This window comes from Halobacillus karajensis, assembly GCF_900108515.1.
Taxonomy (GTDB): domain Bacteria; phylum Bacillota; class Bacilli; order Bacillales; family Halobacillaceae; genus Halobacillus; species Halobacillus karajensis.
Genome location: NZ_FNWW01000008.1, coordinates 1 through 26,514, shown reverse-complemented (window position 1 = coordinate 26,514; position 26,514 = coordinate 1). Strand labels below are relative to the sequence as shown.

Sequence of the window (26,514 nt, the reverse complement as noted above, 5' to 3'; positions counted from 1 at the left end):
GAAAGGTTCAAGTAAGAAGCTTATATTTAGACATTCGAAATAGAATTTTACCACGAATTCTTTTCCGAAGGCTTTTATAATAGAACCGACGATGGAATTACATAAAATCGCAGCTTATACAATAATTAATACTACCCGCCACACCCTCATTTTGATGAATCTTATATTATAACCCTTTAAGCATCTTCCAGTTCAAAAAACTTCTCATATTTTTCAGGGTCATTGGAGAGAATCTCTTTCACATTATCTTCGTCTAGTTTATTTAATACATCAGAAGTGTTTTTCCCTTCAACAAACTCAAACCAATTTCCTTTCTGCGTTTTATATAACTTGGCGTTCACCCATGTTTTTGTATGTCCGTAAGGGCTATTTACATTCGCATATTTTTGATATTCATGAATAAGGGTAGCACGTTCAGTATCATACAATTTCCCCTTAATTACTTTTCTCATAACATTCCCTCCTATAACTACTTCAGTCTCTGCCATCTAAATATGGGTTTATCTCCTGCCAGTATATAGTATACGAACCAAAACCTGAAGTAGGTTTTAATAATTCTTAGAAATCCTACCTTCTCCTATGTAAACGTTGTTAAATAGAATTTATTTCACCTGGGGTTTGAGCTTTATAATTAGAAATGGTTAACTTTTCTCGGGATATAACATAACGTAGTGTCAGATTTCTCGATTCAAGGGGGTGAGTCGTTTAATGGGTCCTAATGCTATAACAGAAATGGACTTGAGAATCTAACCCCAAACTTTAAGAGCCTCCTTACACTTTATTCACATTTGGAGTTACAGTAATGCCCCCGATTGTTTAAGACTTGGTTTCAAGATAAATTGGACTTAGAAATATTTTTTAGACAGTAAACATCTGAAAAAGGATCGACTTTAGCATTAAAAGTAACTAATGCATATACCTACTATTAACAAAAAGATATGCACCCATATTGATCCATTTCCGTGCTCTCTATCAGCAGCACAACTTTGAGTTATTCATTGATCCCCTCCCTGTATTTTTTGCTTCAGAGTTTTTACTAAAACAATAAACCCATCGGACCTTCTTATATTAAATATTACTATTGTTAGCTTTATGATGTCTCCTCAGCTTTTCTTGAATTTTTTCAAATTCCTTGATTGGAGGCATGAGTGATACAATAATATCACCATTTTCCCCTTTAGGATTAGTTTCAGGGTTGAAAAATTCCACGTTACCGGTATTTCGTTTTACAAATAGCAACAGAGAATGCTTATCAATACCTTCCAAGTAATGTGCGAACGTGTATTGATTGGTAATGGTCGTTTTACGAAATACATAGCCGTTCTCTACTCTAGCATTTAACTCTTCCCAGGAAGCCCCTTCTTTGAATAAAATCCTTCCACGAACAGTATGGACAAGTTCCTCTAGGTCATCCTCTTTTCTGTTACTTAAGCTTAATTGAAAGGTGTTGTTCCTTCCAAATTCCGGAACAAAAGTTGTGCAAACAAGAGCATTATAAGAATCCAATTCTGTAGCAGCAATCATGTAATCATAAGGAGTCATGTTTAAATAATATTCTGTCTGCTCAGATAAAATTTCTCCATGATAAGACTTAATTCCTCTAGACCGCGCACGAGACAGTTTTTTCCATGATGAATCCGTCAACAATACAGGGACCTTCAACTCCTCAAGCGTTTTAGCTAAACCTGTTGTAAAAGCACTTCCGCCTATAATTAAAACCCCCGGAGGGCCTTCCAATGACAAGCCTAATTTCTTCGCAAGCCAGCCGATTGAGAACCCGTGTGCTACTACCGTCGTAAATACTAGCGCGAAAGTCAGGGAAATAAGAATAGATGCGTCTTCATACCCTTCCCCCAGTAAAACACTTGCAAAGTAACCGGCCACAGTAAGGGCAACAATCCCTCTAGGAGCAATCCATCCAACGAGTAGTTTTTCCGAATTTGACAAGTCAGTTCTTATAGTGGATAGGAATATTGAAATCGGCCGGACAACAAATAGCATTAAAGCGACATAACCGATGATTTGTACATTAAATATTTGTAAGAGAGTATCAACAGTTAGCGATGCTGTTAGCATTACAAAAATGGTCGAAATCAACAAGAGAGAGATATTCTCTTTGAAATGTCGCATATCAGCTATAGATGAAATATGCATATTGGCAAGGGTCATTCCCATTGCTGTTACGGATAGGAGCCCTGTTTCATGCATGATTTCATCAGCAATTGTAAAACATGCAATAACTATAGACAAAACGGTAGGCGATTTAAGGAACTCCGGAACATACCCAGTTTCAAACATCCATCCAACACAACGTCCACATATCCAACCTAAAAAAACAGCAAATAATGAGGCTGCAAAGAATAAAAGTAGACTGGTTGCACTTTCATTATTACCTGTTAAAAACACAATAATTTCAAAAGCAAAAACGGCAAGCAACGCTCCAATCGGATCTACAATGATTCCTTCCCACTTTAAAATTTTTGCAGGTCTTGGTTTTAACTTTGCCTGTCTAAGCAAGGGTAGGATGACTGTAGGCCCTGTGACAATGAATAAGCCCCCAATGGTAAATGCGACCGCCCAGGACAACCCTGCAATATAATGAGCAGTGAGGGACCCTAATTCCAACTAATAAAAGCCCCAAACGTTACTATTCGGAAAACAGGTCTTCCTAAACCTTTTACTTCCTTAAAGTCTAGATTTAAACTACCCTCAAATAAGATAACTGCAACTGCCAAAGAAATAATTGGTTTATATAATTCTCCAAAGTCTTCTTCAGGATTTATCAATCCAAAGATAGGACCAGCTAATAAACCAGCAACGGACATGAGTACAATAGCAGGAAACCTGAACCTCCAGGAGACCAATTGTGACCCTACGCCTAGGAGCCCTATTAACATAAATTCAAGTAAAAGAGAATCGATCATCAGTTTATCACCTTCTTTTCATTAGAGCAGGAGCTACCCTATAATAATGTGGTTTTTCATCTCTATCCAATCACTATGATTAGTGCAGTTATTAGCTTATATATAGTGTAAAGTAGACTTCACAAAATGTACCATTAAAAAATATATTCAACAATGATAAATGACAAGCGAAGCGAATCTAATTTGTGGGATGTAAACACTTTGCATAATGAACAAGTCTTCACGGTAACTGCTCATTAGTAGAAAAGCGATTGCTTATATTGAACAATCGCTCCCTATTCTTGAAGACTCAGTTTCGAGACTTTTGCATGCAGGGATGGTGTCAGGGAAACGGCTCGTTCAGCTCCATCGCCCAGACACTCGCGTCATAAGCAAAACATCCAAGGAATGAAAAAGCACATTCCGTGGTTGTTTTGCTTATGCCAGTCGTGTCTACCAGGGCGATTCCGTATTCGAACACTTTCCGTGGGCATGTGGTGAGCTTTCTCAGACTTCGTCTTCCGAGAGCTCACCTATCATGTTCATCCCACAGGAGTCTCCCCGTTTTCCCTGACACCATTTGATAGAATTAATTTACCAATTAATTGAGCATAAATTTTTGTTGTTTCACTTTTCTCATACCCTAACAAGCTTTGGATAACTTCGATTGGCGCTCCATTATTTAAGCATATGGGTAGCATAACTGCGCCTTAATTGATGAGGATGTATTTCTTTATTAATAGCTGCGCGTATGGATATATCTTAATAATATATCGGATAATCTCAATACTGAAGGCATGGGGGAAGACACAATTATTCATGGGAAACTGGTCTTATTTTGCTTAAGGTAAGACTTCAGCAAACGAATTGAATAGATTAGGATGAAAATGCAGTGAAAGAAATACTTGCCCACCATCCTGAAAAATACCAGGAGTTTTTCGAATTATCCACCATACTTTTGCTGGTTAATAAAAAAAGATCACTGATTACGGATTACACGAATTGCAACCGTAGTCAGTGACCTTTTTAATTTGCAAGCAGATACTGATAGCAAATACATCACTTATACAATCCGTACGTGCTATTAATATCCTGTATAAAAATAATTCCGTTGCCCGGCTCATCTATTTTGAGCTTTCTTCTGATTGATGAGACAATCGCATCGGTGCTATCCTGTTCAGAAAGGATTAACACGATCTCCTTTTCGGGTTCAATATCCATTGAGAAAACTTTGCTGGTTTCGTGTATCCCTGAGCCTCTTGCATTGATGATTGTACCGCCCTTTGAACCAGCTTCGGTTGCTGCATCAATGACTTCTTCCGCATTTCCTTTTTCAATAATCACCGTGATAGCATGATACATTTTATTATCTGCACCTCCGCCTCCTATTAAACGATCACTTTTAAAACTGCTTGCACCAAAGATCTGATTCACTGAAGTAGTAAACGCAATGCCGTGATTTGGCTTGTTAAACTTGAATTTCTCATTTAATTTTTCGAGAACCTGAGATGCCGTTAATTTATTGGAACCCATTAAAATGATTTCCTTCTTCACATTAGTAACTCCAAACATACCAAGAACACGACTTTTTACTGTACCTCTGCCAACCAGCACAGTACCACCTGAGATCCCGTGTTTCTTAGCCGATTTCATTATTTTACTTCCCAGGCCGACGTTCACAATCACACAAACTAATTCAAGTTCCACTCTATCAGTTTTGCTCGACATGGTGCTCTACTCCTCCTTTTCTCTTTTTTGATTTCATTTTAAATACCAGCCCCAAAATCTGTAAAGCTATCAAAGGTGTCATGGCAACTAGTGCAATCATGCCAAATCCATCCACCAGAACGTCAGCTCCTGAAGTCGCCCCGGCAGCTCCCTGGACAAACGCCAGTATAAAAGTTGCGGTCATCGGCCCAGAAGCAACCCCGCCTGAATCAAAAGCTATTCCTACAAACAATTTCGGTGCAAAATACGTTAGCGTAATCGCTATAATATATCCGGGTAACAGAAAATGCCACAGCTCCAGGTCTGTAATCAGCACTCTCAGCATGGATAAAAGAATCGCCAGCCCAACACCTAGTGACAGTGTACTCAATACGACCGCCCTTTTCACATAACCACTTGTTACATCCTCAACCTGATTTGTAAGAACATGCACAGCTGGTTCAGCCAAAATTGTAACAAGACCCAGAACAAAGGATATCATAATAATATACGCATTATTATCCAAGGAGGCCAGGTTATAGCCCATTGCACTCCCGACGTCCATGAATCCTGCATTTACCCCTACAAGAAACAGGACAAGCCCAATAAATGTAAATAGCATTCCCATTAAAATTTTCCTGACGGCCTTCTTAGTCATTTTGAACGATTTTTTCTGAAATACAAGAAAAACTATTAAAATCGGTATCAGTGCGATTATAATTTCAAACGTTATAATCGGAATTTCATGTAAAAAAGGGCCAAAGATAGAATTTGAGTCATGTGCTTCTGTATTTAAACTCCCTGTCATTTTGTCAGTTTGCATCACAATATTCATGATCATCACGGAAATAATGGCACCCGTTGAAGCAATAGCTACTAAACCAAAGCTATCCTTCTCGGAAGCTTTACTGTCTTTCTTTAATGTGGAAATACCTAAAGCAAGCGCCAGAATGAAAGGTACGGTCAAGGCCCCCGTGGTCGCTCCTGAGGCATCAAAAGAAATTGCCAGAAACTCCGGAGAGGTAAATACTGCAAGAACTAAAATAATCAGATACAAGATTGTCAACAGCTTATAAAGCGGGAAATTATAGACAATTCGCACAAGCCCGGTAGCAATAAGCAGGCCAATTCCTATTGATACAACAATCACTAGAATTACTTTCGATATCAGTCCTGATGTAACCATTTCAACTTGTCCGGCCAGAATGTGCAAATCAGGTTCCGCAATCGAAATGAAAAAGCCCAGCAGTAAACCCGCAACGATAACAATCCAAATTTTATTTGATTTGGCGACTGCTTTCCCGATTGTCTGTCCAATAGGTGTAATTCCGATGTCGACTCCAATAAGAAATACAGACAGTCCAAGAATGATCAGGATAGCTCCAATAATAAAGCGAATGATCAGAGTAGGGTCAAGTGGCGTTAAAGTGAAATGAAGGAGTAGAACTATTGCAGTTATAGGAAGGACAGCAAATAAGACTTCTTTTACTTTTGAAACCAATACATTCAATTATTTTCTCAGCCCTTTCTTTTTAATTTTTATAACTGAAATACTATTTTAGCTACTATAAATTAACATCTACTTTCACCGCCCTTTTTTCACTTTTATCGATACCGATATAATGTAACGTTTCAGAACTTGAATGATGATGGAAAATTTGAGAGATAAATGAAATAGCAATCCCTTTACGGTAAGCATGATAGCCAAATGTCTTGCGTAATGTGTGGGTACCGATTTTTCCTGTTAACCCAGCCTCCTTTGCGGCCAGATTAATAATCCGGTAAGCTTGCTGGCGTGTGATTGGGTTATTATTCTTTTTGGACTTAAAGAGGTAGTCCTGTGGATTAGGGTCAAGGCAGGAAAGGAAGGCTTTCAATTCTTTTTTTACACTTCTGTTAATATAATAGGATTGTTCCTGATCACTGTGAGATTCAACTACATATAAAAAATCCCTAGGCTTGGCATCCTCCCATACATCCTTGACTTTCAAGGAAAGAAGATCGCTGACTCTCAAGCCAGTATTAATGCCAAGAACGAAAAACAACAAATCTCTTTGGGAGTGCTGTTTTAATATTCCTTTCATTTTATTAATATCTTTAATACCACGAATCGGCTCGACAAATTCCAAAATTTTGCCTCCTTTATTAATGTTACTTAAATACATTTTATATTAGGTTAAGTAACATCACAAATATTTTGCACTTTTCTGTTATTCACCAGTAGAGCCCTATTTTAGAGCATAAAAGAAAAACCTCTCAAAAGTTTATGAACTCTTGAGAGGCATTTAGATTTAGTAAACGATTATAAAAACCAGTCAAATCATTCTCAAACCTTATGGCGAAAGGATTTTGGGCGCTATCACATCATGCCGCCCATACATCAGTATATTTCTTGGACCTTCCCTCCACTTTTTTCGGTTACAGTTTTATCGTTCAAACACTTCAAAATTAAAATTCGGTTTGCTTAACTTCATATTATTTTTGTTCCTCGTGACTTATCTTGTGACTTTTAAAAAGTCACATTCTACTTCACCAGTTTGATTAACAATTCTACATTCAAAAAGACCAACAGTGTAAAAAACTTTGACCCCCTTAAGATAGCTAACGCCCATGCATGTTTAAACACCATTAGGTTAACGTTCTTAAGGATTAAAAACAATCTTTACCATTAAAAATGAGGCAGTAATAATAAAACTCTGCCCCACAGGAGCTATCACCTTAAAAAAGTTTCTTCATTTAATGTAGTCTAAACTGAATAAATTTAGTTTAGACTGACATTTCCGAAGTTAAGATTGGGTTTGACCGTAGTTAACGAGTTTGGTCTACAATTCGCCAACAAAAACCAACAGCTTTTAATAGCTGTTGGTTTTTGTTCGCATTCACATCATAAGAATAGATATTATTAAAAAAAGAAATGAACCATAAAAGCTAACTTTTAAAATTGATTGTGAAGATTCATTGAATCGTGCAACAATGGAAACTACTGCGAGGTACAATATTAAGATAAATGATGTCATGAAAAGGTAAATAATCCACCTTTGATTTTCTACCCACACGAAAAGATCTCCGGTGACACCAAATACAATAAAAAGAACTATAAGCAACGTTTCAGCAATTACAAAGATAAATGGTGCACTTCTCCAAAAGTTACTTTTAAATATATTACCTTCATACTTCTTATTTTGAAAAGAAGTTAAGAAAAAGCTGAACCCTAAAAGGACTAATATAAGTAAGCCCACACTAAATTGTATAAATGTAGAGTTATTATTTGATACGAAGGATGTAAATAAATCAGATCCAATTGTCTCCACTGAAAAGAAAAAAGCAAATAATCCTATTATGCTTAACAATTGATATATACTCCATCTATTGATGAGGGACACCTTCTTTTATTTATGTTATTTCTTCACAGGATGCAGTTCAATAATTCCCTGGTAAGATGTAGGAAATGGTTTTTGTTTATCCTTAAGTGCTCTAATGTCAGCAAGTATGTCTTCTTCTCTATTATTAGTCACCATTATGTATTGTCGCATTTTCTCATCGTACATTTCATTGATTAAATCTTCATTTAATGAGATGTATGATTCCTCATTTTTCTTTATAGAAACATTTTCTTTTATTAAAGAGGAGTTACCATATTCATCAAAAAGAACTACATCTACACTAGTGCTGTATGGAATTTGATTAAGTTTAATTCCTTCAACTGACTGCTTACTGAAAAATTCGCCATCCTCCTCGATAAACGTTACCTCTTTTTTATCTTTTCCATACCATTCAGGGGAGGGAAGAGGATTTTTTAAAGATGCAATCTGTTCATTATTTAATTCAAACGATTGCTCCTCTAAAGAATTATTATCTATATTAACATCATCCAACTGCAAAAAAAAGCGGAAATTGTTTATTGTTTCATTACTTAATTTTTCGTTACTAGGCACTTTTTCTATTGGCACGAAAGATAACTCTTGCATGCCTTCTTTATTAATTGCAACTTCCACTGGAAGACTCATTGAAGTTTTTGAGGGTACTGAAAAATTAAGAGATTTAGACCATTCTTTTGAGTCTTTAGGTTTAAATTCTGTTGCTTTATTTCCCTGCAGAAAAACCGCTTGAAATTCAATAGCTTCATCAGTAGAATTTTCAACAACAACTTTCCCGCTAATTGCACTCTTGCCATGTGCCAACGTAAGATAAGTAAAACTTTCACTCCCCTGTATATTCATGGTTTTCACATAGCTATCATCTGGAATAAATGCTTTAACTAAAGTAAATGGGATAGATGAAGTTGCTACCTGGTCAGATTGATTAAGTAGCTTTAGTTCTTTACCACTGTCAAAAATATTGTTTTCATTAGATAAATATGTAACATCCTCTTCGTCAAATTGCTTATTTAGTACATCATTAGAGCACCCCACTCCCAAAAAAGAAATTATTAGCAACATAAAAAATACTCTCTTCATTTCATAAACACTCCCTCTAACTAAAATTGCACTAAGCTTTATAAAGCCTAGTGCAACCTCTATTATTTATTAGTAGTGTACCACGCTATCTCCAGTTCTTGCTTCGTACAACACGCCAGAATCTGTTGCAGTATGTATAGTAAGACCAGAATAAACGTTTAGGCTTGCTGCTGACATTTCCGCCGAAGATTCAGCTGTAAACTTAGCCAATGCAATACTTTTATCTCCATTCACTGTGTAACCAGTATCAACGTCTCTTAAGCTGGTAGTTGCTGATGTTGTAGTTGTATAGACTTTACCTTTAGAGGTTCCTGTACTAGAGACTTTGTCTGTGATGATGTTAGAGGATACGTCTGTTTTACCAGTTGATAATGACCCCCAACTACTAGCCCTGGCCATTCCGTCCCCATTTGTTTCAGAACTGTTACCAAATTCAACTGATGCATCAAGGTTCTTTTGATTACTCCAAGCATCTTCCCAGTTAATTTCATGTTGTTCTGTTAACTGTTCACCTTCATCCGTATCCGCGCTAACACCTGCAGAAATCGTAACAGAAGCTAATAATGCAATACCTAAAGAAGAAAATAATTTACTTTTTTTCATGAAATATACATCCTTTCTAATTTTTGGTACATATGAAACTTTATCATATATGATTATTTATTATAATAGAAATAACCTCAAATGAGTCTTATGTAACCGAAGAAAGGTTAGCAGTAAATTCAGATAATTAATTAATCCTATTTCAAATCACTTAATTTTTTATTTTGAACTATTATTCTACCGTCTACCATAAAATGGATTTATATGAAGTTCACAAAAGTTCCTTAGTTCCAAAGGAACTTTTGAAGTACCTTCTTTACTCTCAAGGACAATTTTATTGTTATAATGTTTGTGGAAGGAGGGGATTTTCATTAAGCTAATTAAAGTTTTATTGGTAAACTTATTACTGCTTTTCACTCTGGTTAATATACCTACCGAAAAGCTAAATAGTTTAACGATCAAATACACATCAGACGAAAAAATTACATCTGAGCAATCCCATGCTGGTATTAAAGCCATCATTAACAAAACACCACCCCTCTTTCCTGTTATTACTGACCCACCAGATCCTTCATTTTATTTAGACACCCCTATTTCCTTAAAAGAGAAAAAGGGGGTCAGTCAAGCAAAAAATATATATGATGGAAATGGTGAAGTCCTTGGCTTTCTAATACCGGTGCAATATCATTCCAACTATACATAATTCCCCCAAAAGTTCGCACAAACTTTATTAAAGAATAAAGGGGAATGAAATTGAAAAATACAAAAGAAATACTGGAATACGTAATAATAAACCTCGCTATATATGTTTGTTTTTTTGGTGGGATTTATTTTTCCGGTATATTTGCTGGTGTGGAGTGGAGTTCTTACTGGATCGACTTTTCGTGGAACATGTTTAATATAGAAGAGCTAAAGCAAATTATCGGATTATAAATTGGATAGTGCCCTTATTATGGGCACTGTCTTCCTTTTAAAAATTATTAAAAATAGAAGGAGAATCATTTTAGGATGTTTTTTGATGCTTTCGGCACAGATGCTTTTTTATTACTCACTGCCTTTTTACTTTTTAGTGGGATATTCGCTGCAAAATTTTCTAATAGGTGGGGCGTTCCTTCACTTATTTTGTTTATCATTGTAGGGATGTTTGTAGGAAGTGACGGGTTAGGCATTGTATACTTCGATAATGCAAGTTTAGCGCAAGTAATAGGGGTTTTTGCTTTAGTGATTATCTTATTTGAAGGTGGCCTTCATACAAAGTGGGCAACGGTTCGCTCCGTAGCTCTTCCCTCTGTATCACTAGCTACTATAGGAGTATTGTTAACCTCCTCGTTAATCGGATTTTCTGCTTATCTAATATTTGATTTAACACTTTTAGAAGGAATGTTATTAGGTGCTATTGTAGGTTCCACGGATGCAGCCGCAGTATTTGCTACTCTAAAAGAAAGAAATATTAAGGCTAAAATGGGAGCTACTCTTGAGGCCGAATCTGGCACCAATGATCCTATGGCTGTGTTTTTAACTTTATCCTTTATAGAGTTAATTACTATGCAGAATCAATCGATTTGGATGTTAATTCCTACATTCTTTCTGCAAATGGGACTTGGGTTAATCATGGGAATACTTATTGGTCGGCTAGCTTCCTTCTCAATTAACCGAATTAAGTTAGGCTCAAGCGCTCTTTATCCTATTTTATCTGTGGCTTTTGCCCTTGTTACTTATGGTGTAACAGCTTTCATTGGAGGAAGTGGATTCTTAGCGGTGTATATAGCAGCATTAGTTATCGGCAATAGAGAATTAACTTACCGTTATTCCATTTTCCAATTCAATGAAGGGTTTGCATGGATGGCTCAAATTATTATGTTTATAATTTTGGGGCTTTTAGTGTTTCCGGAGCAGCTTTTCTCTTCTAAGGTCATCCTAGATGGATTGATACTATCTGTATTATTAATCCTAGTAGCTAGACCAATTGCCGTTTTCCTTTCCTTAATAAAAATGAATTACTCATTTAAGGAAAAGCTATTTATTTCCTGGGCGGGTTTACGAGGTGCAGTTCCAATTGTTTTAGCAACGTTCCCTATAGTCGAAGGCCTGGAAAATAGCCAAACGATCTTTAACATTGTATTTTTCATTGTCCTAACTTCAGCCTTAGTCCAAGGGTCAACCATTTCTTGGGTTGCAAACAAACTTAAATTGGTAGGGCCAAAGAAAGATGTACCTCATCATTCTATTGAATTGATATCCATGGGGAAAGTAGCCGCAGAAATGATACAATTTCAAACTAATGAAGAATCCGCGGTAGTGGGGAAAAAATTACGTGAATTATCTCTTCCTAACAAATCTAATGTCAGCGCAATAATCAGAAACAATCAAGTTATTACCCCCTACGGTGAAACTGAGGTTCAAGCTGGGGATTTTCTTTATATTCTTGTTGAATCAAGATATAAAAATCATCTTACTAAAGTATTAGAAAAAAAGCGTGAGACCAGTCTCCTTTAGGTGTAGTTATCTTTTAATATAAGGAAGGGACACATCTTGCAATCCTGACTATCCTAATAAAAACCCCTCACCATTCCTAAAAGATGGTGAGGGGTTTCCCTATAACAAAAACATCACATTCCTTATATATGATTAATGTTTTAGGGTCAACTTAACTTTAACATCTCGCACTTTTCAAAGAAATAAAAAAAAACCCACCTGTGGATATAGGGTGGGCATGTTCACAAATACCATTAAGTTAGAGGGACTTTCTCTACGATATATTATTGAGTATTACTTACCACACCAATAATTTATTCTTCACCTTCAATTTTATGCATATATTTTATTTAATTTACTTATCAAACGACTGTTTAGCGTCCTTAAAAGCTTTCTCATAAGCGCGAACAGCAAAAGCTACAGACTCAGCACGAGTGACATTTTGATTGGGATTAAACAAGTCATTACCTACACCCTTTGTAATCCCTAATTGCTTTGCTTTGGTTATTTCTTGTTGAAGTGTTGAACCTTTTTCAACATCTTTGAAGCCTGTCTCTTTTAAATTTTTCTCCATTTGTTTTTCATCCTCCTGCGCAGCAGTGTATTTGTCCATAGCTGCGTTTATGTGTTTTTGAGTGTTAGGTCCAAAAATACCGTCCTCTTTAATTTCTTGCTCCTTTTGAAATGATTTCACGGCGTCCTCAGTAGCTGGACCATAAGATCCATCAAGCTCTCCTTTATAATGTCCTAGCTCTTTCAATTCGCGTTGTGCCTCCAACACTTTAGCACCAGTATCGCCACGCTCTAGCCAGTTTTTCTCCGTGACATTTGCGCCTTTCCAAGCAATATTAAAGTAATCACAAATACCTTGTGCATGTTCAGCAGCAGTTTCTATTTGATACGATTCTTTAATCATTAGCATAGCCTCGCGCGGATCGTCCATAAAACCATTCTCCGTCAATACGGCAGGCATGTTTGTCTCGCGTAGTACATGAAAGTTATTTTCTTTAAATCCGCGCCAGTCCTGTTTCGTTCCCTGTCTTAAATATTTCGCCAGACATCGGGCAAGGTCGCCGCTCTTGTATTTCATGTTGCCTAAATATACATGGGTGCTGATTCCGTCCGCTGTTGAGAAATCAAATTCAAAACTCATAGCGTTAAAATGAATAGATACATAAATGTCGACGTTATGACGGTTGGCTGCGTTGGTCCTGTCATTTAATGAGGTATCTGCGTCTGTCGGCGCGACAAGCAAAACTCTAAACCCATGCGCTAAAAGCATTTCAGTTAAGAAAGCTACAACTTTTCGGTTAAATTCATTTTCTCGAATGGATCGGCCGAGCTCCGGAATGTAAGACGTTCGTTTTCCTGGTGTCCCCATTCCATGACCATCATCAAGGGCGACTGTCTTTCCGTTCCAACTTCCATTCGGCTTAAGCAATTTAGCCATCAGGCATCCTCCTTAATTTTTGTGGTCCGACCATCTCGCCTTTGCACCAACTCAAAAAGACCGGTTGCTGATAGTCCTGCGCCAGCTCCGGCCCATAATCGCATGGTCCCATCCATTTCTGTGAAAGGGTAAGCAACAACTCCTAAAATCACCCCAATCACTACTGCAATCAGTGGAATGAAGTTCTTTGGTAATGCAGCAAGTCGCTTAATTACTTCGAGCAACCCTGCAACAAAGGGACTGATTACTGTCGCAAACATTAATACCTGTGTCATGATTTCATTCTCCATTTAGAACCCTCCTAAAGATGTCACCTGGTCTGGTGATTTGAATACCAAACCTAAAATGGCCAAAATAAATGCGCCTAAAATTAGGCGCAAGATCCATGTTGTATTACTTTCAATTTTGTCTAACTTCTGCTCGACGTGACGGACTCTTTGCTTGGTTTGAGTTTGCTCCTTCTGCAACTCATCCACCTTATCGTCCAACTTGCTAAACTCTTCACGTGTCACATATTGTCCTTCCATATTTACCCCCCTAAAATCTAGTAAAGAGACCCGTATTGAATTGCCCCTTTTCAAGCATAAAAAATACGCCTTAACTGGCGTTCTAAATTTTCTTTTCAAATATCATTTTTTACTTCGTTTATCATCATCTCCTTCATTTTGGAGAGCGTTTAGTCTCGCTTCTAGAATTACGTTTTGATGTGCTAAATCCGCAATCTTCTGTTTATAAACCTTTAGTAAATCATTCACATTGATTTTTTGATCGTTCATTACGAATCACCTCACTTAAAATCTGCTCGAACTAATCGTTGAAGGATGCGTACATAATGCCGTTGTATTTCCTCCTTAATAGGAAGGTCTCCTGTTTGGAAGCTTTCATCCGTGTCGTTTACGGGAATGTTGACGTTAAAAACTTCCTTTGTTCCGCATGGGCAGCGAAGCCCTACGTTTTGATATTCGTTAAATTCCTCGAGGAATTTAACCTCTATGTCGAGGGCATCGTGAGACGTCAACGCCCCTCAATCAACGCATTCGACTTTGATTTCATTTCCTTTAATCGCCTTTAGCATTAAATGAAGAACCTCCTTATGCCGTGTAATTACCACGCCAATATTTATAGTTTTGTGAATCGTTATCGTTTTGAATATAGAACCAAAAACCGTCCGGCGTAATGTCAGCGGTATATTCGTAGGTTCCGTAGGTGCTCCGTGCGCTTAACGAAACCGAAGAAGGTGTGTAGTCCTTTTTGTTTTTAAATTGAACTACGTAACCGGCTAGCATGGAACCTGCAGAGGTGTACGGACTATAAGCGCCGATTCCACAAAAACCTGTCTCGGACTCTGTCGTAATAACCTCACCGACAACCAACGTAGTGTTACCTTTGTCCTTGTAGGAACCGTCGGAAACCATGTGCCACTCGTTAGGTGAATCATCGTGCCATATATGGTCAACGTTAGTGCCTCCACTATTCCCTGCGGAGATAAGAGCGTTGTTATTGAAATCAACGTCACCATTAATGTCTGCATGGTTTGCGTCAACACGGCTTCCACTTAACGTTCCACTAGCGCTTATACCCACGTCGGAGCTTACCGACCCTGTAAACGAAGCGCCCCCATTGAAGGTGTGCAAGTCCACACTAGAACCGCCGATATTGACGTCTAATACCCCGTTATCAATTTTTACGTCGCCTGCGATTTTTACGAAGTCTCCTAGTCGGAGCTCATACGCAGATAGACTGATATACGGAACGCCTGTCGTAACAGGGCCACTAGCCACTGTTGCACCTGACGAGAAGTAGAAATACTTCGTCGTGGCCGTGTCGTCAATGTCCCCTAGGTATATGTTATCTCCGACATGCAGGTCGGTTGTGACACTAATTTCCGTATTGGAAAGTAAACGTCCTGCGGTTACATCGCCTAGATCTGCGGTGATCGCTGACAGGTTCGATACGGTGATATGGTTCGAAGTGATTACGTTAGCTTCGATTTCCGTCGTACTGTCAACGATGTTCGGACCCTGTGGTCCTGTCGGTCCTTCAGGGCCAGTCGCTCCGGTAGGCCCTTGATCGCCTTCGGGTCCTTGGTAACCACGTGGACCTTCGATACCTTGTGGCCCCTGCGGACCTTTTTCGCCCTTCTCTCCTTTAATCTTTGTCCATTTATAATCCTCTGGGTTATTCGAATCCGTCTGCGCAAAGTCTGTATAGGTACCGATGTAATCACGCTCAGTTGCGTTAGTGGTGGAGAAGTTAACAAAACCGTCCTCACTATCAGCCCATGCGGTGTGGAAATACGGCGTTTGACCATCGTCACCTTCCGGCCCAGGAACACCCTGATCACCTTTTTCACCTTTAATTTTCGACCAGGCGTAATCAGACGGGGTGTTTGAATCGGTCGGGTTCGAATCTACATACATACCGATATAGGTTTTACCTGTCGAATCCCCTACAGAGAAACCATTGGAACCATCTGAGCTATTTGCGTAGGCGATATGTGTGTAACTAGGTTGGCCGTCTTCTCCCGGCTGTCCTTGTATTCCTTGGTCACCTTTTTCTCCTTGAATCCCCTGCAATCCCTGAGGGCCGCGCTCTCCTTTAGGTCCTTTCATGCTGTCGGCTTCCCATAATCCTCTACTCTCGTTAAAGACCTTTGCTATATTTTTCTCACCAGAAGTATCAATCCAGATCAAATTTTCATCTAGAGGGGGTGTATCTGAAAATACCACCCGTGCTTTTTTTTCGATTTGTTTTTGAAGAGATTTCTTCAAAGATGACAAGTCTTCTTTTTGATATCTGATATACTCACCCAGCACATATTTTTTCTTACTTCGATCTGTAATTGGACTTATAATCTTGATGACTCTAGCATTCAGATATAGCGCTGGTTTATATTCTGTTGCTTTAATCCATAGACGACCCCCTAATCGAATTTTTTCATGAGAACGACCGAGAATATACTCTAAATCTGCCCCATCAACGGTATACTGAACTTTCGCAGTTATCCTTTTATCTAATTCTTGTTTGGTATAGCGTCTCACTTCTTCCTCAGTCATGTCCTCATTCTCAGAATCAATAAAATGGATGCCCCATTCATGATCACCGTCGATACCCCAGACTTGCCGAGCTTCCTCGTTCCTTACCTCAACGATAACTCTTGAACCGTCAGCACGCTTTGGTCCTAGACCATATAAAGCTGTAACTACATCGGCATTGGTTTCTTCCCATTCCGCGTTGATCAAGTCTTTGCCAGAAGTGATTTCTCTGCCTCTCCACTCCTCGGCTTTTTCCACTACATCAACTTTTCGAGCAATGACGTTGTTTCCATCATCCACCTCAATGTAAAACTTAAGCTCTCTACCAAATTCAGTAGCAATCTTCCTTAATAAATCATAAGGAGTAATGACCTCTTCAATCGTAAATTCCATTGTCCCGGCATACTCTGTAAACCCTCGCGTCCAACGAGTGCCAAATAACGCATGGTCCATCATTGTATTGAGCGTAGCCCCTGTGTAAGTGCCAGGCATGATGGGTTTACCTCGTTTCAATTCGGTAAAGGAAGCAACCGAATGAACCTGCCTTTCCTTACGGTTCTGTTTTATATTACGAATGATGAATTCGCGCAGACGGTTATCTTCATTTGGAATTAATAATCGATTTCGCCCGTGCAGATATTTAGCTGCTCTTGCATTTGGCAGTGTAATGAATTTAAAAGTTTCTGCATTGTTTTTCAAAGCTCTTTCGTGCTCATCTCCCCAAAAGACATTTTTCTTCTTATTCGAAAGTGTATCTAGGAATGATCCCGTTTTCTTGTCCGTAACATGGATTTGAGCTCCCTTTCTCATCTATTTACCTCCATTAAAAAAATCCCCTTTGGGGACTGTGTTTTCTACCTGTATGCCGGCGAGTATTTCACTTTTGTATTCAGGGCACCTGCTGGGTATTGATATAAAACATTGCCCCCCGGATCAAGTTCAAAGTACTCCGACCAAAAGGAACGGTCCTTGCGTATAGACTCTCCATTTAATAACATCTCTTCTTTAGCTGTGTCGATAATGATTTTGTCCCCAGCGTTAGCCAAATATTGAATACCTTCAGCTGGTTGAGTGTTAATTTCTGAAACCTTAATATCATCTATGAACATGTCTGCTTTATTTGATGTAGGCGCCCATATTCTAAATGCTACTTGCACTTGAGTAATAGGGGTGTCATGCAACCCTCGAGGACCTATATAGATAAACTCAGATGATACCCAGTTATGAGTGCCGTCTGGTTCTACAATGGCAAAGTAGGGACGAATTCTCCTTTTTCCTCCCTCATAATGATCATGACTCCATATTCTAAGGACTCCTTTAAAGTCATTCCATCCCCAAACATAATCTGCTTCGCGATAATGATGAAATCGATCGTCATCATCAGGACCCAATTGGAATTTCGCTTGAATTTTATCAAGGGTTCTCCATATATCCTCAATGCCGATTTTTGCAACCGTATTATTATCTGCATCTAGCAGGTAAACTTCTATCATCCCGGTTCCTTTTCCTACGTTTTGCATTTCAAGTGAGACGTCCAATTTATAACTATCCAAGGGCTTTCCTATGGATTTTTTAATACTGGGCCCTTGCCATTTATAAGGAGAAATTGCTCCACCGAATAGTTCCGGTGTGAAACGCCCGCCTTCAGACACAATATTCCCCTCTACATATCCACTATCTACATAACCCGCTTCCGTCCAACCATTGGTCGTCGAACAAGTATCATGCATCACCAAGGTTTCACGTTCGTACACATTTTCTGATGCCAGAGGTGGTCTACCTATTCGAATAAATTCAATGTCATCCTGCAGCTGTTTGACTAAATCGATATGAGTCAGATCTTCGAGGACCTCAATTTCAAAGATGGGATCTGTTGTGGCCGTCCCTTCATTATTCAGAGTTAAATAACCATCATTAAAGCTTTCTTCTTTCTGTTTTCCATATTTCCTAGGGTTCGTACACAAGAAGGTTAGAGTACCAACCAACGTATTGCTGTCTTCTTCTGGTAGGACATTGGATGACACCGTGCCTATGAAATGAGCATCCTCATCCGTGAATTCTACAATTTCACCAGAACCAGCAAGAAAAGCATTAAGTCGATTACATCTGTTTCTGAATCCTTCATTCGTTTGATCAGAAATCTGATATTTGATGGTAATTTCTCTTTCCTTCATTGTGTTACCTTCAACCTCAAGCAACCCATCTTTACCAGGGATCTCAACAGTATTAATTCGATTCGTGGTGTCACTGCGCCCCGATACTGTTAGGGTTTGAAACTTTCCTGTTTGATCGGTTAAAGCTTCATCTAAGTTAATGCCTTTAAATATGGTTTGAATAGAAGAAGAGGCACGTCTAGTACCTACTTCTGAAAAATCAACAAAATCGTACATAGCGTACCTCCTTACGCAAATTCATCCTCTAAATCTACTTCTAATTCTTGTTGGTCTGATATGTCATTCACAAACCCTCGATAGTTTCTTGAACCTAAATGAAGATTGATATTTGCCGGTTGTCGATTACTGAAACGTACATCTGCATGGACAGCACTCTCCACCTGTCCCATGCTCTTCCTCTTCAAGCTTCTTAAACTGGAAGAAATCTTTGATGACTTCATCTGAAGCGCAGGGTTTATGGTCATATCTTTCTCTTTAGGCGTGATAGCACCAGCCATTTCTTTCGCTTTCTTAGCTAATCTCGGCAGCATTTTACCAACACCAACGACCATTCCTTCTCCAGTAAATTCACCTAATTGAGTTGTAACTTTGGAAGGAGAAGCGATTCCTAATTTCTTCTTGAGCCAATCAGGCACAAGGTTGGCAGCTTTCGAAACCATGTTCTTAATTGAACCGAACATAGAGCCAATTCCATCAATTAACCCTTGAATGATGTTTTGTCCGATACTCATTAAATCGATTCCCTCGAAGAAACCTTGAACTTTCCCCCAGATTTCTTCTACCTTGTTCCAGGCATCGTTCATCTTTTGGCGAACGCCACTTACAAATTCAGAGAATTTTCTCTTGGCTGTCCGAACGATACCAGCTAGAGTTTCGGTAAAGAACGATTTAATACTGCGCCAAATTCCTTGGATAATGCTCCAAGCTGTAGACATGGCTAATTCGATTGCAGTCTTCGCTAAATTGAAATAATAACGTGCTTTCACATACAAAAGAGAAGCATATTTAATTACAAAAGCTTTTATCTGTCGCCATGTTTTTAGAAGGAAGTCTTTTACTGCGCCCCACGCCTGTAACGTCCAGACTTTAATGGAATCCCAGTTATTATAAATAATCATGGCCAACAAAATAACAGCTTGAATAACGAGTCCGATCGGACCGCCTGCGAACCGCATGAGGGTTCCGCCAATTCGAGCTATTATAGGTAGCACTTTCATGATTGCGCCACCTAAGCCAGGGAAGGCACTGATTACGGCTAAAATATTAGGTATTAATGCTATAAATGCCCCGGCTAAAACTGTGGCAATAGCGATGATCTTGCCAATAATCGGATGACTTTCCATCATGGAATTCGTCCAGCTAATGAATTTGTTAGCAATGTCTAGAATCTTAGCGCCCATAGGTGCTAACGCTATACCCAGGTTAATAATAAACTTGATTACATTCCCGATAAGAGCGACTACCTTAGGGCCGTTCTCCTGCACGTACTGAATAAACTTCTGGAAGCCGTCTGACTCAGCGATTGTTGAAGACCACTCTCTAAACTTCGCGGCCATTGTGGATAATGAATCGAAAATAGTAGAGCTATTATCGCTGAAAGCTGTGAATAAATTTATAATTCCTCGGAATACATCACCGAATATCTGCTTTATCTTTGGAAGATTCTCTTTCACATATTGAATGAAAGACTGCAATTCCTGTGAACCAGCTACTTTCTCAGTGAATTCAGCAAATGATCCACCCATATCTTCAAAGCCTTGAGCCATGAAGTCCGTTAATGGGGCAAAAGCTACCGTAAGGTTCATGAGCCCTTCTATGAATCCAGTAACCCCATTGACTATTTTTTCAAGAATAGGAGCTGCGCTTCCATTTAAATAGTCAAAGAAACTTTGAGCTGAAGAAGACTCAAAAAACGTGTTAAATCTTTCGGATAGTTTTGCTACGGTGTCTGCTATGTTCGTAAACATTGGATTTAAAGACTCGATTACTGTCTCTAAACCTTTCATCGCATTGCCAAAAGCTACCGCTACTTGGGGGGCAATGACTTCCTGGACTTTACTCCAAGCATCTTTAAGGGAATTCAATTGTTTGGCCGCTTTAATATTCTCTTTTGTTGATTCAGCAGTTCCATCGATAATTGATTTAATTGTAGGTGCCGCAGTTGCACCATAGGCAATAGCTGCACCACCAGCGATTCCGAACGCTGCAGCCATGGCGACTGCACCTGAACCAACAACTCCGATGGCATTACCGACAGCCATAATTACAGGTACTAAAGAAGCGATAATCGGTACTAGGCTTGAAGAAACCATAATTCCAAGTCCGCGAAATGTATTACTGGCTACCGTGTCAAATGCTTGAATGGAATTAGCTATTCGTCCCATCGTTTTTTGGAACTTGTTAATCCTAGCCTCTACCGGTATAACTACTTTCTTATTGAGGGCTGTTTTGACGGCTTGCAAGAGCCCCATCTTTCGTTTAGCCTCAGAGTCATCGACACCGACATTGATTTCAGCTTTTGACTTCTTACGCGAAAACAAATTCATCATCTGACGCGCCTTTTTCAGGTTCCTTTTCAAAGGTGTTGTGTCTGCACCTAAGCGAGCATCTTTAATTGACTCAGACTCACGCTTAAACTTTTCAGTTACCCTTTTTGCTGATTGAATCGCTCTTTTGTATTTACTGGCGTTTGCCTTTAACTCAGCTCCAATCGAATACTCTGCCATTCCCTCACCCCTTTCTGCTGTTATGTTTAGCAGCTATTTGAGCAGGCGATAATTTCTCTTTAGCCACTTCTTCTTTTTTCTCTTCAATAGGTTCATCAATGAGTTTTAATGCCTTCTCGTAATTAAAGAAGTCCTTAAAGTCTTTGAACACAAACTCTTCTTTTGGACTCTTCTCCGTGCCGACATTCTTCGTAGCTTTGGCATTACGTATTAAAAACGCCATTTTATGAAGTTCATATTCGTTGTCGATTTCTTTATATTCTTGAGCATAGTACTTATAGTGGAACTCCGATAAAGTCATCATTTCAACATCCCGCAAGCGTTCCATGCCTAACTTGCGTAGAGCATAGATGACAATTTCATCGTAGGTTAAACCATCTCTAGATTGGTTTTCTCCTCCTCGTTCTCTCGATCTTCTTTTAGATCGTCGGGTAGAAGACTTCGGGTCATAGGTCGCTTTCCCAGCTCTTCGATAACCTGCTCACCAAACGCTTCAAAACCTTCGCTTTCCGCAATGCCATCCAATACCTCTTCTAATTCATCAAACGTTTTCGGAGGTTTCTTATCGTGGGAAGATGCTGCTTTAATTATCTTAGATAGGCCCACAATGTTACCGGTTTGCAGTTTAGGAATAAGCATTTCCAGTCCCTCTCCAAGGCTCGCTCCTTCGATTTCAAAGCCTAGTTCACGGTCAATTTCTGTAAGTGTGCGTAGTCCGAATACAAGTTGAATGTCTCTTCCGTTAAAGTTGATATGCATAAAAAAATTCCACCTTCGTTTTTAATTTTTTACATAAAAAGAGGAGAGGGGATTTTCTCCCTCTCCTTTATACAGCCGGTTCTTCAGGTGCTAGTCCATCATCTGCAGGATCATCTGAAACTAAATCGTGGAACACATATGATAAGGTCTCAAGGTCACCATCTGGCAGAGTCACCTTTCCTTTTTGTCGTGTCCCTTCGGTCATGTATGTCCCTTCAACAGTTGCATCTCCTTCAGCCGGGCTCGCTGGCTCCCACTCGGTAACGTAGCCTTGACGATACTCAGAATCAAACGTCGTTACCGGTTCAGTGCCACTGTCATCCACTTCCTTGGTGGAGAGGTCTACTTCCCACATCTCCACAGGAAAGTCTTCTACAATGGAATCCTCTAACATTTTAAACGTCGGATCATTGGTAGATTGAAGCGCTGAAATACTCACTTCGTTCTCCAATGTAGATGAACCTGATACGGCCCCATCCTTGGTTTCCGTTTTTTCACGTTCCCTGGAATAAGATTTGGAGTGTTCTGTTTGAAAAACAAGTTTCGCACCTTCTGCAGCTTCTCCAAGCTTACGGAAGTACAAAACCTTGTGTACGCCTTTTGCAATTTCACTCATGGCTTTTCCTCCTAAGTTAATTTATATTCGACTTCAATCGTTCCATGGAGCAGGTTATCCGTCGTCGTGTTATCAAATATCTGATTGGAATTTAACCCTGCAAGCTCCAAATAATAGTTTTGAAGTCGTGTTAAGTGCCTCATCTTCATTTCGAGCTGATAAACCATATCTGTAAACAACGCACGATTATGAGCGTAGCCCCACACATGCACTGTTTGCCTCAGCCTTCCTGTAATAACGTCCTTATTACTGATTACATCATCACTATTAGTTTCTGCGACAAACACAAATGGATAATCTAAGCTATCGTCAGTCGTCGGCGAATAATCAATAGTGTCATATTCCTGCTCTAAAGATGCAGCGAATATGGCGTTATATAATTGAATTTGTGGTGATAACATTCATCCACCTACTTTACGAGTCGATCGAGATCTTCTTTGAACTTCTCTCTTTGCTTATAAAAAGCATCTCTCAGGAACCACGTCGGGTCCATATAACGGGTACCAAAGTTCAGATACCCAGCATATTCAGAGTCTGCGAATGTTCGATAATGCAAGGCTCCGAGCTTTTGAGTCTTCGTATTCCTTATAGTGTGACCCGTCCAATAACCCTTATCAAAGCGATCCCTTTCATTCATTTTCGTCTCACCAGTCATCTCGATCGTATTATTTTTAACAATGGTATTCACATCATCGTCAATGCCGTCTTCCATCTGCTCCAATTTGGCAAGCAATGCATCCAACCCATCTAGTTCCATGAGCTCACCTCTTCCAAATAAAAAACGCTCTCCGAACGATGAGATACATGCCGAAGAACGTTATATTTCTTTCCGTCCATCATGGCTTTATCGGCCTTATCTTTAAATGGACGTTGGAGCCTTACTGAAGTGACTTCCTTGTCGATGGACCCGAATATCGTCTTTACTCTTTCCAAACTCACAGGCGAAGCATTACAAGGGAGAGTTACCCCTTCATCGACTTGGACTTCGGTTTTTCCTGTTTCGGGGTTATACCCACTTCCAATGGTCTGATGCAAGGTGAGGCGCTCTGCATATCTCATCAGAAGAACATCACCTTTCCAGAACCATCTTGTTTAGGAATGTAAGATTCCAAGATATTGAGATAAGGTTTGAAGTCATCCTCTTTAAATGAAACGGATCGCCCTTCTACAGACTCGGACTCCATTCCTTCACTTCCGATACGGTTAAAACGATTGACCGCCATTTCTTCTACAATAAACTGAAGCTCATCAGGGATAGTTGTTAAATCAGTATGCTGTTTAAACCAAACCGTGAGACGTGATTCAATGTTTCGGATGATAATATCTATAACGTTGTCCTGGAGATTATCTTGTAGCCCCAGGACCGTTTTCACATTATCTTTAGTAGTAGCCATACCATCACTTCAACTCTTCTTCAGCTTGAACAGCTTCTTCTTTACCCTGGATCTTTTCACCATTAGAAAGTTCGAACCAGGCACCGCCTGTGTGTATAGGGAATTCACCCTTGTCCTCACTGTCAGTATCGCTTTCGCCCTCACCAGAGTCTTCCTTAGCATTTTCTTCATTACCGTCACTTTCAGTATTAGAGGAATTCTCTTGCGAATCCCACTCCCCCAAACCTTCTTCAGGAGCCTGATTTAGTTTTTCAATAACAGGCTCCCCTAATTTATTGTCGGGGCTCATAAGATACTCAATACGTTCTTCTGATTCCTCTCCACTTACCGGGAAAACATCACCTTTTTTATAGGTGTGATGGTCATTCTCTTTATCTCTGAATGCTCTAATTACTCGATAGGTCATTTAACTTCATCCTTTCCATATTAAACTTCAGGGGCTGGCGTCAACTTGGCAAAGGCTCCATCTTTAACGATCATCAAACCTACATCCATAGTTGCGCGTAGTGCTACCATTTCCTGTTCAAATAGGTTGATTGGAGAGCCGTCTTCATTTGTGATTGTAGAAAGCTGTGCAGACTCATCAATCTTGTAATCAATATTGAACGGAATACCATAGCGTAGCTGGTCAAAGTTACCAGCGTATAGTGTGCCTTTTTCCATGTTAGTGGATTTAAGGTTTATATAGGTTTTCCCTATCTCAAACTACTACGAAGACTCCGTTGTCCTATCGATTATTCAGTTCCAAGAGGACATAGCCCGTAAGGGCATATCGACTTAGACAATCTCCATTTAGATTGTGCAGGGAAGCTCGTAATAGTATCGGATGCGACTTTCGCCATTTATCATCGTATAGATGTTGGTCAGTGGGAGGTCATATTTCAACGCCTGACACATCCATTAAAATTCCCACTTGCATAATATTTCACGTGCTGTTTATTATGGTCCATGATATAACCCCTCTGGCTATCGTTTAAGCAGTGTAGCTTTCATCCTTGTCTATTACTTTGGTCTTGCCATTCAGTCGTACTGTAACACGCCAGTAACTTATGGCTTTATAGACATGCTATGGTCCCCCTGTTGGTTTCCCAACACGAGTGTCTTGATATTTTAGAAATATCAATAAGACTTTGACCTTATGATGGTATGACCACATCAGCTGTTTGCTACGACAGCAATCCCAAACACATCCTTATGGACGCACTATCATTTCATGGAAAAGGGTGCTGTAATATTCGTGGACGTTTGGAAAGTCTTTCTTAGGTGGAACATTAACACGATCTTCAAAAGGTACATAATAAGCTCGACCACTTTGAAAGCTGTAAGATGGACCATTAAAATATTCCTTTTTAATCTTCTCGGCTTCTTCAATAGGGTCATGATCGAAAATTTCATAGGTTCGTTTCGTTTCTAACCCTTCCACTTGAGAGCCTACATCAAAAACTCGATAATACCGCAGTAATGGAATGTTTTTTTCTTCTTCTTTTTTTTCATCTTCAACTTTTATCATCTTCCAAAAGACCACAATATGAGATTTTTCTCCTTTTTTGACTTCCTCCTGCTTCTTTGATCTGCTTAAATGTTGCATATTCTCCACCATCTAAAAGCATGGTATTAATTCCTCGATAAGGTTTTTGTGTCTTCCAATTCACCGGAATGCCATTCACCCAAGGTTTTCTCCAAGGAATAACCCCTTGCTCCAATTTCTCGATGATTTGGTTTGTAATCATTTCATAGATTTTTTTACTCATGGTTTTTTCCTCCTTGTTTTTCCTTTGGAACTCCGAAGAGAAATTTGTTCCCCAAAAGGGAATTATTTTTCCCTTTTGCTATGGAGAATCTCACAACCCCTTATAGGGAAACGTCAATAAAACCATGGAATACCGAAACGAAGTGAAGGCTATGCCGTGAAAGTTTATTGATGGTTTCCTAATCTTCTTAGCTTCCAATGGGGAAAGGCATACGGTTCCTGCCCCATTGGAAGGTTAGAAGATTCAAGGGCGTTGTACGATTCGGAGTGCAAAAGGAAAAATAACCAAAATAAAAAAGCAGACGTATGTCTGCTTCAGCTTGTAGAGAAACCCCGTGTTTTTCTACAAGCTTTTTTCTTGCCTCCAGGAGCACAGACCATTCCCTTTCCGCGGACGAACGCCCGAGCCTCCTCGTGAAACCCACACTGCGGGGTCTCGGATCGCCCGTTTTTCCGCAGGAGTGTCATGGTCTGTGCTCCTTCGCTCTAGCTTATAGCCAAAAAAGACTCTCCTCCATCTAACTT

At 39.4% G+C, this 26,514-nt stretch carries 23 protein-coding genes and 4 pseudogenes; 1 reads left to right on the top strand and 26 read right to left on the bottom strand.

Going from position 1 to position 26,514, the window contains the following annotated elements:
- Positions 1-176: 176 nt before the first annotated feature.
- The 8 genes and pseudogenes from BLW54_RS15630 to BLW54_RS15590 all read right to left on the bottom strand — a co-directional run bounded on the left by BLW54_RS15630 (position 177) and on the right by BLW54_RS15590 (position 9,670).
- Positions 177-452 carry a hypothetical protein gene (locus BLW54_RS15630; protein ID WP_035508037.1) on the bottom strand — a complete coding sequence of 92 codons (276 nt, stop codon included), beginning with the start codon at positions 450-452 and terminating at the stop codon, positions 177-179.
- 616 nt (positions 453-1,068) lie between these two features.
- Positions 1,069-2,924 (bottom strand): annotated as a pseudogene (locus tag BLW54_RS15625) (cation:proton antiporter).
- A 521-nt stretch (positions 2,925-3,445) separates the two neighbouring features.
- Positions 3,446-3,694, bottom strand: a pseudogene (locus BLW54_RS21395) (tyrosine-type recombinase/integrase); the annotation flags it as partial.
- Positions 3,695-3,962: 268 nt separating this feature from the next.
- Positions 3,963-4,631: a P-II family nitrogen regulator gene (locus BLW54_RS15615; protein WP_035508030.1), complete on the bottom strand. Its 669-nt coding sequence runs from the start codon at positions 4,629-4,631 to the stop codon at positions 3,963-3,965.
- Positions 4,615-6,120: a DUF1538 domain-containing protein gene (locus BLW54_RS15610; protein ID WP_074735708.1), complete on the bottom strand. Its 1,506-nt coding sequence runs from the start codon at positions 6,118-6,120 to the stop codon at positions 4,615-4,617. Before BLW54_RS15610 ends, BLW54_RS15615 begins: the two co-directional genes overlap by 17 nt.
- Positions 6,121-6,175: 55 nt before the next feature.
- Entirely contained in the window at positions 6,176-6,739 is a 564-nt protein-coding gene (locus BLW54_RS15605) for a tyrosine-type recombinase/integrase (RefSeq protein ID WP_035508027.1), read from the bottom strand.
- A 1,269-nt stretch (positions 6,740-8,008) separates the two neighbouring features.
- Positions 8,009-9,067, bottom strand: a complete 1,059-nt coding sequence (locus tag BLW54_RS15595; protein WP_035508024.1) for a hypothetical protein — start codon at positions 9,065-9,067, stop codon at positions 8,009-8,011.
- A gap of 69 nt (positions 9,068-9,136) precedes the next feature.
- The gene (locus tag BLW54_RS15590; protein ID WP_035508022.1) at positions 9,137-9,670 is read right to left on the bottom strand and encodes a hypothetical protein; all 534 of its coding nucleotides are present in this window, start codon (positions 9,668-9,670) and stop codon (positions 9,137-9,139) included.
- A 948-nt stretch (positions 9,671-10,618) separates the two neighbouring features.
- Here BLW54_RS15590 and BLW54_RS15575 point away from each other — a divergent pair.
- Positions 10,619-12,106, top strand: coding sequence for a potassium/proton antiporter (locus BLW54_RS15575; RefSeq protein WP_035508017.1), 1,488 nt, complete (start codon positions 10,619-10,621; stop codon positions 12,104-12,106).
- Between the two features lie 334 nt (positions 12,107-12,440).
- Here BLW54_RS15575 and BLW54_RS15570 read toward each other — a convergent pair whose 3' ends face one another.
- From BLW54_RS15570 to BLW54_RS21020, 18 genes and pseudogenes are all read right to left on the bottom strand, one after another.
- On the bottom strand, positions 12,441-13,535 hold the full coding sequence (locus BLW54_RS15570) for an N-acetylmuramoyl-L-alanine amidase (RefSeq protein WP_051744098.1): 1,095 nt from the start codon (positions 13,533-13,535) through the stop codon (positions 12,441-12,443).
- The gene (locus BLW54_RS15565) at positions 13,535-13,825 is read right to left on the bottom strand and encodes a holin (RefSeq protein ID WP_244153530.1); all 291 of its coding nucleotides are present in this window, start codon (positions 13,823-13,825) and stop codon (positions 13,535-13,537) included. The genes BLW54_RS15570 and BLW54_RS15565 overlap by 1 nt, the downstream gene beginning before the upstream one ends.
- Positions 13,826-14,062 (bottom strand): hemolysin XhlA family protein, encoded by a 237-nt coding sequence (locus BLW54_RS15560; protein WP_035508016.1) that lies wholly within the window; start codon positions 14,060-14,062, stop codon positions 13,826-13,828.
- 102 nt (positions 14,063-14,164) lie between these two features.
- A complete protein-coding gene (locus BLW54_RS20780; protein ID WP_155996984.1) occupies positions 14,165-14,311 on the bottom strand; it encodes a hypothetical protein in 147 nt (48 codons plus the stop codon).
- A 315-nt stretch (positions 14,312-14,626) separates the two neighbouring features.
- Complete coding sequence (locus BLW54_RS21205; protein ID WP_035508012.1) at positions 14,627-17,380, bottom strand: phage tail spike protein; 2,754 nt, start codon at positions 17,378-17,380, stop codon at positions 14,627-14,629.
- 44 nt (positions 17,381-17,424) lie between these two features.
- Positions 17,425-18,960, bottom strand: coding sequence for a distal tail protein Dit (locus BLW54_RS15545; protein WP_035508011.1), 1,536 nt, complete (start codon positions 18,958-18,960; stop codon positions 17,425-17,427).
- An 11-nt stretch (positions 18,961-18,971) separates the two neighbouring features.
- Entirely contained in the window at positions 18,972-21,470 is a 2,499-nt protein-coding gene (locus BLW54_RS15540; RefSeq protein WP_074735705.1) for a phage tail protein, read from the bottom strand.
- A 4-nt stretch (positions 21,471-21,474) separates the two neighbouring features.
- Positions 21,475-21,774: a hypothetical protein gene (locus tag BLW54_RS15535; protein WP_167358828.1), complete on the bottom strand. Its 300-nt coding sequence runs from the start codon at positions 21,772-21,774 to the stop codon at positions 21,475-21,477.
- 65 nt (positions 21,775-21,839) lie between these two features.
- Positions 21,840-22,229 (bottom strand): tail assembly chaperone, encoded by a 390-nt coding sequence (locus tag BLW54_RS15530; protein WP_074735703.1) that lies wholly within the window; start codon positions 22,227-22,229, stop codon positions 21,840-21,842.
- Positions 22,230-22,296: 67 nt separating this feature from the next.
- The gene (locus BLW54_RS15525) at positions 22,297-22,845 is read right to left on the bottom strand and encodes a phage major tail protein, TP901-1 family (protein WP_035508007.1); all 549 of its coding nucleotides are present in this window, start codon (positions 22,843-22,845) and stop codon (positions 22,297-22,299) included.
- 11 nt (positions 22,846-22,856) lie between these two features.
- Positions 22,857-23,246: a hypothetical protein gene (locus tag BLW54_RS15520; protein ID WP_035508006.1), complete on the bottom strand. Its 390-nt coding sequence runs from the start codon at positions 23,244-23,246 to the stop codon at positions 22,857-22,859.
- 8 nt (positions 23,247-23,254) lie between these two features.
- Positions 23,255-23,602 (bottom strand): HK97-gp10 family putative phage morphogenesis protein, encoded by a 348-nt coding sequence (locus BLW54_RS15515; protein ID WP_035508005.1) that lies wholly within the window; start codon positions 23,600-23,602, stop codon positions 23,255-23,257.
- On the bottom strand, positions 23,593-23,904 hold the full coding sequence (locus BLW54_RS15510) for a hypothetical protein (protein WP_035508003.1): 312 nt from the start codon (positions 23,902-23,904) through the stop codon (positions 23,593-23,595). Before BLW54_RS15510 ends, BLW54_RS15515 begins: the two co-directional genes overlap by 10 nt.
- Positions 23,904-24,239 (bottom strand): phage head-tail connector protein, encoded by a 336-nt coding sequence (locus tag BLW54_RS15505; RefSeq protein ID WP_035508002.1) that lies wholly within the window; start codon positions 24,237-24,239, stop codon positions 23,904-23,906. Before BLW54_RS15505 ends, BLW54_RS15510 begins: the two co-directional genes overlap by 1 nt.
- A gap of 4 nt (positions 24,240-24,243) precedes the next feature.
- The gene (locus BLW54_RS15500) at positions 24,244-24,645 is read right to left on the bottom strand and encodes a hypothetical protein (RefSeq protein ID WP_035508000.1); all 402 of its coding nucleotides are present in this window, start codon (positions 24,643-24,645) and stop codon (positions 24,244-24,246) included.
- A 20-nt stretch (positions 24,646-24,665) separates the two neighbouring features.
- Positions 24,666-24,935 (bottom strand): annotated as a pseudogene (locus tag BLW54_RS15495) (phage major capsid family protein); the annotation flags it as partial.
- Between the two features lie 496 nt (positions 24,936-25,431).
- On the bottom strand, positions 25,432-25,749 hold the full coding sequence (locus BLW54_RS21025) for a zincin-like metallopeptidase domain-containing protein (RefSeq protein WP_244153535.1): 318 nt from the start codon (positions 25,747-25,749) through the stop codon (positions 25,432-25,434).
- Positions 25,738-25,969, bottom strand: a pseudogene (locus BLW54_RS21020) (ArdC-like ssDNA-binding domain-containing protein); the annotation flags it as partial. The gene BLW54_RS21025 and the pseudogene BLW54_RS21020, both read right to left, overlap by 12 nt.
- Between the last annotated feature and the right edge of the window lie 545 nt (positions 25,970-26,514).

Bases quoted from the DNA above. Each gene is read 5' to 3' on its own strand.
- BLW54_RS15630 (WP_035508037.1), bottom strand. From the start codon at position 452: ATGAGAAAAGTAATTAAGGGGAAATTGTATGATACTGAACGTGCTACC.
- BLW54_RS15615 (WP_035508030.1), bottom strand. From the start codon at position 4,631: ATGTCGAGCAAAACTGATAGAGTGGAACTTGAATTAGTTTGTGTGATT.
- BLW54_RS15595 (WP_035508024.1), bottom strand. From the start codon at position 9,067: ATGAAGAGAGTATTTTTTATGTTGCTAATAATTTCTTTTTTGGGAGTG.
- BLW54_RS15590 (WP_035508022.1), bottom strand. From the start codon at position 9,670: ATGAAAAAAAGTAAATTATTTTCTTCTTTAGGTATTGCATTATTAGCT.
- BLW54_RS15575 (WP_035508017.1), top strand. From the start codon at position 10,619: ATGTTTTTTGATGCTTTCGGCACAGATGCTTTTTTATTACTCACTGCC.
- BLW54_RS15570 (WP_051744098.1), bottom strand. From the start codon at position 13,535: ATGGCTAAATTGCTTAAGCCGAATGGAAGTTGGAACGGAAAGACAGTC.
- BLW54_RS15565 (WP_244153530.1), bottom strand. From the start codon at position 13,825: ATGGAGAATGAAATCATGACACAGGTATTAATGTTTGCGACAGTAATC.
- BLW54_RS15560 (WP_035508016.1), bottom strand. From the start codon at position 14,062: ATGGAAGGACAATATGTGACACGTGAAGAGTTTAGCAAGTTGGACGAT.
- BLW54_RS20780 (WP_155996984.1), bottom strand. From the start codon at position 14,311: ATGAACGATCAAAAAATCAATGTGAATGATTTACTAAAGGTTTATAAA.
- BLW54_RS21205 (WP_035508012.1), bottom strand. From the start codon at position 17,380: ATGAGAAAGGGAGCTCAAATCCATGTTACGGACAAGAAAACGGGATCA.
- BLW54_RS15545 (WP_035508011.1), bottom strand. From the start codon at position 18,960: ATGTACGATTTTGTTGATTTTTCAGAAGTAGGTACTAGACGTGCCTCT.
- BLW54_RS15540 (WP_074735705.1), bottom strand. From the start codon at position 21,470: ATGGCAGAGTATTCGATTGGAGCTGAGTTAAAGGCAAACGCCAGTAAA.
- BLW54_RS15535 (WP_167358828.1), bottom strand. From the start codon at position 21,774: ATGATGACTTTATCGGAGTTCCACTATAAGTACTATGCTCAAGAATAT.
- BLW54_RS15530 (WP_074735703.1), bottom strand. From the start codon at position 22,229: ATGCATATCAACTTTAACGGAAGAGACATTCAACTTGTATTCGGACTA.
- BLW54_RS15525 (WP_035508007.1), bottom strand. From the start codon at position 22,845: ATGAGTGAAATTGCAAAAGGCGTACACAAGGTTTTGTACTTCCGTAAG.
- BLW54_RS15520 (WP_035508006.1), bottom strand. From the start codon at position 23,246: ATGTTATCACCACAAATTCAATTATATAACGCCATATTCGCTGCATCT.
- BLW54_RS15515 (WP_035508005.1), bottom strand. From the start codon at position 23,602: ATGGAACTAGATGGGTTGGATGCATTGCTTGCCAAATTGGAGCAGATG.
- BLW54_RS15510 (WP_035508003.1), bottom strand. From the start codon at position 23,904: ATGAGATATGCAGAGCGCCTCACCTTGCATCAGACCATTGGAAGTGGG.
- BLW54_RS15505 (WP_035508002.1), bottom strand. From the start codon at position 24,239: ATGGCTACTACTAAAGATAATGTGAAAACGGTCCTGGGGCTACAAGAT.
- BLW54_RS15500 (WP_035508000.1), bottom strand. From the start codon at position 24,645: ATGACCTATCGAGTAATTAGAGCATTCAGAGATAAAGAGAATGACCAT.
- BLW54_RS21025 (WP_244153535.1), bottom strand. From the start codon at position 25,749: ATGATAAAAGTTGAAGATGAAAAAAAAGAAGAAGAAAAAAACATTCCA.